The following is a 12,051-nucleotide window of genomic DNA, read 5'->3' on the forward strand; positions in this document are numbered from 1 at the left end:
CGATCTAAGCTCAGTTCGTAAAACAGCCGGGGAGTAAAGTCTTTTCGTCCTTGCATAATGAAAAATACTAAATATCAACCTGTTCATCAAACAAATTAAGCTATATTTGAGTTGTGCAACAAGCACAAGGGCTTGGCGAAATGCGGGGTGAAATGCTTCGTATGACAGTTTTTCGTAAATTTGAGCTTTGGTGCTTCGATTGAAGTGTAGTGCTAAAAGTCCCGCACTTCGCCAAGCCCCGAACCGTTAGCGGTCACCCTATGAACGACCGTGCAAACATTCAACAGACAGACAAATGACATTAAAAGATACTTTTTCAAAATACACTTTAACATTAGGACAAAATGGGAAGACTTTGACAAAGACGGATTAGTTAAAGTTAAGCTGAACAGCAAGTGGGGCTATATTGACAAGTGTTTACAACAGACGGGCTTGCGAAAGTAAACATAGGGAACAAGTGGGGACATTGCAATAGAAAAGCAGAGACATTTTCGGCTGACTTGCAAGTTAAGGTTAAAAGGTGAGGATAATAAAAATGAAGGTTTGAAATCACCCTAATAATTCCCTCGCATGCTGCAGGGCGGCATCTCCAGGATTTGCACCGCTTAGCATCTGTGCTATTTCCAGAATACGTTTATCTTGATCTAAAAGCCGAATGTTAGACTTGGTTCGCTCGTCCAGGTCTTCTTTATACACCTTGAAGTGGGCTGTACCCTTAGAGGCAATCTGAGGTAGGTGTGTTATAGCCAGCACTTGTATATGCTGTGCCAGATGCTCCATCACCTCTCCTACCCGTAACGCCACCTCTCCTGAAATACCTGTATCGATCTCATCAAATATGATGGTCGGTAAAGCAGAACGTTGGGACACCAGGGATTTTATAGCGAGCATAACCCGCGACAACTCCCCTCCGGATGCGACTTTGTGGATAGGTTGCAAAGCTTGCCCCTTATTAGCCGAAAATAAAAACTGAACTTTATCCAATCCTTTGGGAGAAATTTTGTCTTCTGTTTGCTGTTCCAGATGTATCTGGAGATTAGCATTGGGCATACCGACAGCAAGGAGCGTACTATTTACACTATATTGGATAATTGAGAGACTTTGCTGACGCGTCTTACTGATCTGCTGGGCTAGTTCCAGCACCGCATCAAGTTGTTTTTTAACTTCGTTTTCAAGCACAATTAGTGCTTCGTCCTGACTGGATGCCAATTGAAGCTTGGCGTTTAATTGTTCCCGCAGTTCAATTAATTCGGTATCCGTATCAAGTCGGTGCTTTTTCAGTAAGGTATAAATCTCACTCAGACGAGAATTCACATGGTCTAGACGATCCCCATCCAGATGCACGCCTTCATTCGCTAATTCTACCTCATTTGCGATATCCTTGATCTCAATATAAGCGCTTTGCAGCCGATCTGAAAATTCTTCTGTACGCTTAAAAAATTTGGATACGGACTGTAACTGCTGAACAGCATCTTTTAACAAAGTCTGAATATTCGTATCACCTTCGACTAACAGGTATTGCGCAGTCGACAATCCTTTCTTAATGTCTTCCGCATTTTCGAGTTGCTGCTGTTCCGCCTCTAGTTCTGCAACTTCTCCTTCGACAAGGCTTACCTTTTCCAATTCGTCAAATAGAAATTGATTATAGTCAAGTTCTGCATTAGCTGCATGTATCTCTCCCTTTAAGGTTAACAGTCGTTGTTCGTATTTTTTTAAACGTTTGTATTCCGAGTTATAGCTTTGCAACAACTTAGCGTTAGCGGCCACGCTGTCCACCACAAACAACTGAAATTCTTCGGTATTAAGCTGCAAGGTAGCATGTTGAGAATGGATATCAATCAGTTTTTCGCCCAAAGCTTTGAGCACATTTAACGTCACCGGTGAGTCGTTGACAAACGCTCTCGATTTTCCGTCAACCGTTATTTCCCGCCGAATAATAGTTTCTTCCTCATAATCTAAATCTGTCTCTTCAAAAAAATCATTCAATCCATAGGAAGAAACATTGAAATAACCTTCAATGATACATTTTTGACTTTCGTCAAAAAACTGCTTCCCCTCTGCCCGATTACCCACGATCAAGCCTAGTGCGCCCATAATGATGGATTTACCGGCACCCGTTTCACCAGTTATGATATTAAGTCCTTTATCGAACGAAATATCAAGATTATCTATTAATGCGTAATTCTTTATATATAGGCGTGTCAGCATGTATTTATTTTTTTAGTGTCTCGTATTTTGAAATATTGGAAGGATCCAGTTCGGCTAACAAATTGTAAATCTTGACGCTTTCATTTCCCGGCATTTTAGAAAATATACCGACAAATTCATTTGATTTTGCGGTAAACAGCACATTGGTCAATACGTTGCCTGTATTGGTACGATCCACCTCTTTTAATCTGACCATCATTTCCCCCATCGCTCCTTTGGCTTTTGCTTCATTCTCTACCATATTATCCAATCCCTCTCTATGGAAGGAATACGAAAACTCACGGTAAGGCATATATGTTCGATCTACCAGATTTGTAATCAGCCAATACCGGTTATCCATAGCTTCCATCCCTCGCCAGCCTTCAACTTGGGAACTCTGCGAATAATTCATGATTGTACGCGCTTTTGAAAACATGGGCGTACCCCCGGATTTCCGGAATGAATCCATATCCATTCCGATAATAATATTGGCATAAAAACCTAATAAGGAAGATAGTGGCCCTAGATTCTGATTATCATTAAAATCCAACTGCTCTCCTTCAACATACGAAAAATTAAAATATTTATCCCTGAAACTTAAAATCGGGCTATTATAGTTCGTTCCATACACCGGTCGAGCAGAATTTATCTGCGCAGTAGCTTTATATTGCTTGGACCCATCGTACTCTGTAATGATGATATTAAAACTACAATCAATACGTTCTTCCGGACGAATGGCTTTATCCGTCCACGATCTGTTGTTTAAAAAATCAGAAATAACACGTTGAAGCAATTCCAATGTCCTGGCATTCGTATTCTGCAATTGCGGTGCAGAAAGTTCGACTCTTGCATTTAATTCCTGAGCGAAAACACAAGAGATGGAGACAGACAGCAAAATTATACTTAAGTAAATTCTTCGCATACGATTTGATTATGATTCAAACTTAGACAAAAGTTTTTTGAACTTCTATAAATCAACAGAAAATAATATGTTTGTATGAATGACGGACTTTAGCAAACAATTAAGTAAATACATGCCGGGTGAAGCAGCGCCAATTATTTCACAATGGATAAACGACACCAGTTGTCGATTCAAAGTGACGCGAAGCAGATCTTCAAAGCTAGGGGATTACAGAGCGCCCTTCCGAGGCAGTACGCATCAGATTACGGTCAATCATGATCTCAACCCGTATTCCTTTTTGATCACAACAATACATGAGTTTGCTCACCTGAAGACCTGGCAAGCCCATAAGAGTCTCGTAAAACCACATGGATTGGAATGGAAAGAGAATTTTAAAATACTGATGCATCCATTTTTAAAATTGAATATTTTCCCACAGGAAATAATACATGCTATTTCGAACTATATGTCCAATCCGGCCGCGTCCTCCTGCACCGATCTGCATCTTTACCGCATCCTTAAAAATTACGATCAGCTCGATGCGTCTATCCTTACGGTAGAAGAACTTCCTGAAAACAGCATCTTCCAACTCAAAAATGGCCGTACCTTCCAAAAAAAGGAAAAACTGAGAAAACGATATAGATGTATTGAAGTAGACACCAACAGAATATACCTCTTTCATCCTATAGCCGAGGTAACACCACTGAACACCGACATATAAGCTATTTATTTTACTCCAATACCATGAACAAGATAACATTACGCACACTCTTTTTTTCGGCAATGGCTTTCTTGTCTTGCCAGAACGCCCAACAGGCTGTACACGATACAACCGTATTGGATAGTGTAGCACTGGAAGCCATACAGGAAAACACCTATAAGGAAGCGGTATCCAAACTATCCTCCGATGAATTTTTAGGCCGGAAACCGTTTACTAAAGGTGATACATTAACGGTAAACTACATTAGGGAACAATTCAAAAACCTGGGATTAAAACCCGGCAATGGAGATTCGTATTTCCAGGAAGTCCCGTTAGTAGAAATAACATCTAAACCGACCTCACCTTCCATTACGTTAACAGGTAAAAAAGGAGATTTGACAATTAACTACCTGGATGATTTTGTAATCGGGACAAAGCGATTACAGGAACATACTACAGTCGCTTCGACGGAATTAGTTTTTGCGGGATTCGGAATCGTAGCGCCTGAATACGGGTGGAATGATTATGATGGACTGGATGTCAAAGGCAAGACTGTCGTTGTGATGGCATCTGACCCCGGGAGATATGACAAAAATCTCTTCAAAGCGGATACCATGACATACTATGGCAGATGGACGTATAAATATGAAGAAGCGGGCCGCCAAGGGGCAACAGGTATACTAATTATCCATGAAACTGCTGCTGCCAGTTATGGATGGGATGTGGTGAGGACAGGTTGGAGTGGCCCTCAATTGGATATGGTCACAGAAAACAACGGTGCTTCGAATGCGGAATTTGAGGGATGGATTTCGAACGAAACCGCTAAAAATCTCTTTCAAATAGCAGGTGTTGATCCAAAAGTAATGGAAGAAGCCAAAAAACCGGGATTTAAAGCGGTGCCACTTCAAGTCACTATGGCGGTAAGCTTGAAAAACAGCTTCCGTAAGTCTAAGTCAAATAATGTAGTAGCGAAAATAGAAGGGTCCAAAAGGACTGATGAAACAATTATCTATACGGCACATTGGGATCATTTGGGTGTAGGCGAATCCGTAGACGGCGATTCTATTTATAATGGAGCAGTCGATAATGCCGCGGGAGTAGCTGCACTATTTGAAATTGCGAAGGCATTCAACGCGGCTAAGGTAAAGCCGGAGCGCACTATTATATTCATGGCGCTCACGGCTGAAGAAGAGGGGCTGTTGGGATCTGCCTACTATGCAAGCAATCCGATCTATCCAATTAACAAAACGGTAGCGAACCTGAATATGGATGCTTTTAGCCCTTTGGGAGCGACAAAAGATGTATCCGTTATAGGGCTGGGTCAAACAGAATTAGACGATTATGTCGAACAATCAGCTGCTAAATTTGGAAGGTTTGTGAAGGGAGAAGGGAATCCTTCTTCTGGCGGATTTTACAGATCAGATCATTTCAACTTTGTGAAAAAGGGGGTACCGGGATTATTCATGGGAAGTGGCGATCAATTGATTTCAACAGATACAACATCGAATGCCAAAAGAAAAGAAGCTTTATCGGGACGTTATCACAATGTTACAGATGAAATCGATGAAAATTGGGACTTTGGAGGTATGATAGCGGACATTCGCTTGTTTTTCGATATTGGATATACCTTGAGTTTAGAAAAAACATTTCCACGGTTCAAATCGAATTCAGAATTTAAAGAATTAGGTGAGAAACGTCTTTCAAAATAGTACCTTTGCAAAGAAGATTAAGATACAATTTAACACATACAAACTATGTTAACAGGAATGAAACATTTACACTCGACTCTAGCTGTAGTACTATTATTAGCTTTAGTCATTTCTATTATTATTACTGCAGTTAATTATTTTAAAAGCAATCCTTACAATCGTAAAATAGCACTTATCGGATTCATCAGTGCACACTTACAATTACTCATTGGATTGGTGCTATATTTCACCTCTCCATTGGGACTAAAAAGCTTTTCCGGTGAAAATATGAGCAACAGCTTATCACGTCTTTACTTTTTAGAACACCCCTTGTTAATGCTTATCGCTATTGTTTTAATCACCATTGGATATTCGAAAGCGAAAAAAGCTAAAGAAGACTACAAAGCGAATAAGACTGTGTTCTTCACCTATACAATAGCTTTAATATTGATTTTATCAAGAATTCCATGGAGCACGTGGTCTCTATTACATTAAAATCATTAACTTTACGACCTAATTTTCATTGAAAATCAATTAAAAATGAGTGCAGATATCAACAAACTAGAACAGATTGCATCACAAGTAAGACGAGACATTGTACGTATGGTACATGCTTGTCAATCTGGACACCCTGGAGGATCATTAGGATGTACAGATTATTTCGTTGCATTGTATTTCCATGCAATGAAACATAATCCTTCTTTTAATATGAACGGTGATGGAGAAGATTTATTTTTCTTATCAAACGGACATATTTCACCTGTATTTTACAGTACACTGGCAAGAGCAGGATACTTTCCGGTAAACGAACTGGCTACTTTCCGTAAGATTAACTCCCGGTTACAAGGTCATCCGACCACACACGAACACCTACCGGGAATTCGTGTTGCTTCCGGATCTTTGGGTCAAGGCTTGTCCGTTGCAATTGGTGCTGCACAAGCAAAGAAATTGAATAAGGATAGTCAATTGGTATATGTACTCATGGGAGATGGTGAACTACAAGAAGGGCAAGTGTGGGAAGCGGCAATGTATGCTCCTCACAACAAAATAGACAATCTTATTGCTGCTGTAGACTATAATGGTGCACAGATCGATGGGCCTACAAATCAAGTACTATCATTGGGTAATTTGAGGGCTAAATGGGAAGCTTTTGGTTGGGATGTATTAGAAGTAGAAAAAGGTAATGATATGGCATCTGTGGTTGCCGGCCTTGAGGAAGCTAAATCACATACCGGAAAGGGTAAACCTGTGATGATCTTATTACATACTGAAATGGGATTTGGCGTTGATTACATGATGGGATCACATAAATGGCATGGTGTAGCACCTAACGATGAGCAATTACAACTTGCGTTGGATCAAATTCCTAAAACAGTCGGAGATTATTAATTAGATGCAGATGTGCGATAAGCGACATGTGTAGTGTGTGTAATGCCTCACACCGCAATACGTACATCAAGATACTCAATATAACAAAATGAATCCATCATGATTTTCAAAATCGTTAAAGACACAAATAAATCATAATGGATTCATCGCAATTAAAAGAAAATTATACGGATGAAAAAATTCACATATACTGAATCAAAAGACACACGTTCAGGCTTTGGAGCTGGTTTATTGGAAGCAGGTAAAACGAATGAAAATGTAGTAGCACTTTGTGCGGACTTAATCGGCTCATTAAAGATGAATGACTTCATCAACGAATTTCCGGAGCGTTTTTTCCAAATCGGAATCGCGGAAGCAAATATGATGGGAATTGCCGCCGGTTTGACTATTGGTGGCAAAATTCCTTTTACAGGAACATTTGCAAACTTCTCTACAGGCCGGGTGTATGACCAAATTCGCCAGTCTATTGCCTATTCAGACAAAAACGTAAAAATATGTGCTTCGCATGCGGGTCTTACCTTAGGCGAAGATGGCGCGACACACCAAATATTAGAAGATATTGGCTTGATGAAAATGCTTCCGGGCATGACTGTTATCAACCCATGCGACTTTAACCAAACAAAGGCCGCAACAGTAGCATTGGCCAGCCATGTTGGACCGGCATATTTACGCTTCGGACGCCCGGTGGTTCCTAACTTCACCCCTGCCGATCAAAAATTTGAAATCGGTAAAGCAGTCCTGTTGAACGAAGGGAAAGATGTAACGATTATTGCTACCGGTCACTTGGTATGGGAGGCTATTAAAGCTGGTGAAGAATTAGAAAAACTAGGTATCGATGCTGAAATCATCAACATCCATACGATCAAACCATTAGATACAGAAGCTATCCTGAAATCAGTTGCGAAGACAGGATGTGTTGTTACAGCAGAAGAACACAATCGCCTGGGTGGATTAGGAGATAGTGTAGCGCAAGTATTGGCCCAAAAATTACCTACTCCACAAGAGTACGTAGCGGTAAATGATAGTTTCGGTGAATCGGGAACTCCTGCACAATTGATGGAGAAATACGGGCTGAATGCATCAAGTATCGTCGCCGCTGCAAGCAAAGTTATTAGCAGAAAATAAAACAAATGGAAGACGCCTTAATCATATCAAAATTTGCTGATGAGCACACACGCGAAGAGGCGTTCGGCTATTTGCTAAAAAAATATCAACAAAAAATCTATTGGCATGTCAGACGCATGGTCATCGATCATGACGATGCGGATGACGTGACACAAGATATTTTCATAAAAGTGTGGCGTAATTTAGAGAAGTTTAGAGAAGATTCACAATTGTACACCTGGCTGTACCGCATCGCTACAAATGAATGTATTACTTTTCTGAACAAGAAAAAGCTGAAACAAAATGTATCCTTAGACGATGATAGTTCAGCATACTTGTCGGAGACATTAGCGGATGGCCACTATTTCAATGGAGATAAAGCGCAACTTAAGCTACAACAAGCTTTACTTACTCTTCCCGAGAAACAACGTCTGGTCTTTAACATGAAATATTTTGAAGATCTTAAATATGATGAAATATCAGAAATACTTGGAACAAGTGTAGGCGCACTTAAAGCCTCTTATCATTTAGCGGTGAAGAAAATAGAACATTTTTTTAACGCAAATGATTAAACCTTTTAGTGATAATAGTATCTATACTCATAACGATGAAGGAAATAAACACATATCATGACGAATTAGGAGGAAATAAGTTTCCCGAATCATTACGTGTTAATCCTTTTTCCATACCGCCAGACTATTTCAGCGTACAGGAATCGGTCATTCTTTCCCTTGTAAAATTAGAGAAACTAGAGATTCAAAAAAATAATCTGGTTACACCTGAAGGATACTTCAAAAAACTTCAAGACAATATATTAGCCAAAGTTGCCGAACAAAAATTAAAAAATCAAGTTGGTAGCACCGGATTTGAAGTGCCACAACATTATTTTGAAGAATCTGCACATCAAATTCAGGCTACAATTTTTAAAGAAACACTTCGTAAACAGGTGACTACGGCGGGATTTACCACTCCTGTAGACTATATTGAAGCAGCTAAAGAGTCCATTCTTAATCGAATCGCAGAAGAGCAATTGAAGACTATCGTAAATCATGATGGTTATGAAGTTCCAGCCGCTTACTTTGAGACACTGGAGCAAGATATCTTATCAACTGTCGCAGTTGAAAAATTAAAAGCCGAGGTTACTGAAACAGGATATGATGTGCCTGCTGGATATTTTGATCTTTTGTCTGAAAAAACCTTCATGATACCGGGCAATACCAACAGTAATGAGCGTACCATGAAGGTTCTTGATGGCCATTTAGAACAACTGCCTCCTGCGAAGCAAGATGAAACTATCACTAGACTGCCGTCGTGGAAAAGATGGACAAGTTATGCCGCCGCAGTCGCTGCGATAATAGGTATAGCTTCATATCTTTCATTCAATCAGCAAAACAACGCTATATATTCGGACAACATATCTCTTTCGGAAATACCTGGTGAAGAAATCATTAGTTATTTAGCACAGGTTTCGGATGGTAACGATTTGATCATTTTTTCGGAGTATTTAGAAATCCCCGAAAAAATGGAAATAGGTAGTCAAATTGAAGACAACGATATCGAAGAGTACTTAAATTACATGCTATAATGCTACGCTTTAAACAAATATTAATTACTTTTTGCTTTTTATTCGCATTTCAGTTCACTTCATTTTCGCAGCAACGAAATTTTGACGTTATTGAGAATAAAAAAATCGCTTATATCACAAAAGAGTTAAAATTGACTCCTGCTGAGGCTCAAAAATTTTTCCCGATATATAACCAATATAATCGAGAAATGTGGAATCTTAAAAAGGCAAAAAGAGGAACCGATGTGCCGCAAAACACAAATTCTCTCAATAGTGGCAAGAGAGATGTAATCGCTTTTAATATCAAAGAAGTAGATATCAAAAAAACATACCGAAGTAAATTTGCTCAGGCAATTGGGCAGTCAAGAGCATCTCAATTCTTTCAGGTAGAAGAAGATTTCATTAATATCCTCGCTAAAGAATATCAAAACAGACCAAAAAGATAAAAACATCTTCCTTAACTTCGTATATGATTAGTAATAGAGAGCTGTTTTTAAAAAATACCGCACAAACTTCTGACACCCCGCGTCTCATTGAAATCGAACGGGCAGAAGGTTCATTTCTCTACGGGCCACATGGAGAAAAATATTTAGATTTAGTTTCCGGATTCAATGTAAGTAATATCGGACATCGCCATCCCAAGGTACTGGAAGCGATTAAAGATCAACTGGATAAATATCTACATGTAACTGTATACGGCGAATTTGTACAGGCACCTCAAGTACAATTTGCGACCATGTTACTGAAACAATTACCTGTTCATTTTGAATCGGTCTACTTGACTAATTCAGGAGCTGAGGCCGTTGAAGGGTCTATGAAAATCGCAAAAAAATACACGGGCCGCAGGCAAATTATTGCTGCTAAAAAGGCATATCATGGCAGTACACAAGGAGCTCTCAGCCTTATTGGCAACCCGGAATATCAACAAGCGTATGCACCCCTTTTGCCTGAGATAGAATTTATTGAATACAACAGCATTTCTGATCTGGCTCTTATTACTCACAATACCGCTGCAGTGATTATTGAAGCTATACAAGGTGAGGCAGGCGTACGAGTGCCCAGCGTAAATTATATGCAGGCCCTACGAAATAAATGCAATGAAACCGGTACCCTATTAATATTTGATGAGATCCAAACCGGTTTTGGACGCACCGGCAAATTATTTGCTTTTGACCACTTTGACATCGTTCCGGATATCCTCATGCTTGCCAAAGGGATCGGAGGTGGTATGCCCCTGGGTGCTTTTGTAGCATCAAAAAAAATTATGGATGTCATAAAAGATAATCCTATGTTAGGCCATATCACTACATTTGGTGGACACCCTGTATCCTGTGCTGCTGCTTTAGCCTCACTGCAAGTGATCATCAACGAACAACTTATAGAACAAGTAGCAATCAAAGAGAACTTATTTAGACAGGAATTAAATCATCCCAAAATCAAAGAAATCAGAGGATTAGGACTGATGATGTGTTTACAGTTAGAAACTTTTGACCAAGTATACGCTATAAGTCAATACTGCGCAGAAAAAGGAATCATGATAGATTGGTATCTGCATTGTGAAACAGCCTTACGTATAGCCCCCCCACTAACCATCTCCGAACAAGAAATACAACAAGCCTGCAAAATAATAAAAGAAGGAATTGATAAATTCTGTTAATATTCTTATTTTCACCCAGATAAAATTGTCTTTATCTAAGTTTAATAAGACATAAACCAATAAAAATGGATAACAGAAGGGACTTTTTGCAAAAAAGCTTACTTACTCTGGGAGGAGCCTTGGTGGGTACTTCATTATTAAATGCCAAAGAGCATATTGGCACCCCTGCCAAGAAAATAACCATTCGTCAAAACGACGTTATTCTATTCCAGGGCGATTCGATAACTGACCACGGTCGCAAAAGAGACAATTTAGAGCCAAATAATACGGATGCTTTTGGCAAAGGTTATGCTATGATTGCCGCTAGCCATTTGTTAAACAAATATGCGGACCAAAACATACAGATTTACAATAGAGGTATCAGTGGAAATAAGGTGCCACAACTTGCTGAACGATGGACTACAGATTGTATAGACCTTAAGCCAACTATTTTAAGTATTATGATTGGCATCAATGATTATTGGCATAAGAGGAATGGGAATTATGAAGGCTCTGCTGACACATATAAAGATAACTACAGAAAATTACTTGACCAAACCTTGACAGCACTACCTCAAGTAAAGTTAATTATTGGCGAACCTTTCGGTGTCAAAAATGTGAGTCATGTAGACGATAGTTGGTTTCCGGAATTAACGAGATATCAGGAAGTCGCTAGCGAAATAGCAAAAGAATATCGTGCTGTATTTATTCCATATCAATCTATTTTTGATAAAGCAGAAAAAAGAGCCGACGGAAAATATTGGACTACCGACGGAGTACATACCTCCTTAGCGGGAGCAAACTTAATGGCTCAACACTGGCTAGAGACCGTGAAATAACAAACTCAAACGCTGCCTGCCTACCGAAGGCAGGCATCCTCAC

Annotated in this window: 12 protein-coding genes; 10 read left to right on the forward strand and 2 right to left on the reverse strand. The window is 39.6% G+C overall.

The features are described from left to right. Positions 1-549 precede the first annotated feature (549 nt). Both recN and porD read right to left on the reverse strand, forming a co-directional pair. On the reverse strand, positions 550-2,208 hold the full coding sequence (gene recN, locus E4F24_RS00010) for a DNA repair protein RecN (RefSeq protein ID WP_140936553.1): 1,659 nt from the start codon (positions 2,206-2,208) through the stop codon (positions 550-552). Between the two features lie 4 nt (positions 2,209-2,212). After that, positions 2,213-3,109: a type IX secretion system protein PorD gene (gene porD / locus E4F24_RS00015; RefSeq protein WP_140936554.1), complete on the reverse strand. Its 897-nt coding sequence runs from the start codon at positions 3,107-3,109 to the stop codon at positions 2,213-2,215. A gap of 79 nt (positions 3,110-3,188) precedes the next feature. Here porD and E4F24_RS00020 point away from each other — a divergent pair, with 79 nt between their 5' ends. The 10 genes from E4F24_RS00020 to E4F24_RS00065 all read left to right on the forward strand — a co-directional run bounded on the left by E4F24_RS00020 (position 3,189) and on the right by E4F24_RS00065 (position 12,008). Continuing rightward, on the forward strand, positions 3,189-3,809 hold the full coding sequence (locus tag E4F24_RS00020) for a SprT family zinc-dependent metalloprotease (RefSeq protein WP_140936555.1): 621 nt from the start codon (positions 3,189-3,191) through the stop codon (positions 3,807-3,809). 23 nt (positions 3,810-3,832) lie between these two features. Further along, entirely contained in the window at positions 3,833-5,497 is a 1,665-nt protein-coding gene (locus E4F24_RS00025) for a M28 family metallopeptidase (RefSeq protein ID WP_140936556.1), read from the forward strand. 57 nt (positions 5,498-5,554) lie between these two features. Beyond that, on the forward strand, positions 5,555-5,971 hold the full coding sequence (locus E4F24_RS00030) for a hypothetical protein (protein ID WP_140936557.1): 417 nt from the start codon (positions 5,555-5,557) through the stop codon (positions 5,969-5,971). 45 nt (positions 5,972-6,016) lie between these two features. Next, positions 6,017-6,865, forward strand: a complete 849-nt coding sequence (locus tag E4F24_RS00035; protein WP_140936558.1) for a transketolase — start codon at positions 6,017-6,019, stop codon at positions 6,863-6,865. Between the two features lie 171 nt (positions 6,866-7,036). After that, complete coding sequence (locus tag E4F24_RS00040; protein WP_140936559.1) at positions 7,037-7,990, forward strand: transketolase family protein; 954 nt, start codon at positions 7,037-7,039, stop codon at positions 7,988-7,990. A gap of 5 nt (positions 7,991-7,995) precedes the next feature. Further along, a complete protein-coding gene (locus tag E4F24_RS00045; RefSeq protein ID WP_140936560.1) occupies positions 7,996-8,541 on the forward strand; it encodes an RNA polymerase sigma factor in 546 nt (181 codons plus the stop codon). Positions 8,542-8,576: 35 nt separating this feature from the next. Next, a complete protein-coding gene (locus tag E4F24_RS00050; RefSeq protein WP_140936561.1) occupies positions 8,577-9,554 on the forward strand; it encodes a hypothetical protein in 978 nt (325 codons plus the stop codon). Beyond that, positions 9,554-9,979: a hypothetical protein gene (locus tag E4F24_RS00055; protein ID WP_235891114.1), complete on the forward strand. Its 426-nt coding sequence runs from the start codon at positions 9,554-9,556 to the stop codon at positions 9,977-9,979. The genes E4F24_RS00050 and E4F24_RS00055 overlap by 1 nt, the downstream gene beginning before the upstream one ends. A gap of 23 nt (positions 9,980-10,002) precedes the next feature. Beyond that, positions 10,003-11,190, forward strand: coding sequence for an aspartate aminotransferase family protein (locus E4F24_RS00060; RefSeq protein ID WP_181182322.1), 1,188 nt, complete (start codon positions 10,003-10,005; stop codon positions 11,188-11,190). A gap of 65 nt (positions 11,191-11,255) precedes the next feature. After that, complete coding sequence (locus E4F24_RS00065; RefSeq protein WP_140936563.1) at positions 11,256-12,008, forward strand: SGNH/GDSL hydrolase family protein; 753 nt, start codon at positions 11,256-11,258, stop codon at positions 12,006-12,008. Positions 12,009-12,051: the final 43 nt, after the last annotated feature.

This window comes from Sphingobacterium lumbrici, from assembly GCF_006476045.1.
Lineage (GTDB): Bacteria > Bacteroidota > Bacteroidia > Sphingobacteriales > Sphingobacteriaceae > Sphingobacterium > Sphingobacterium lumbrici.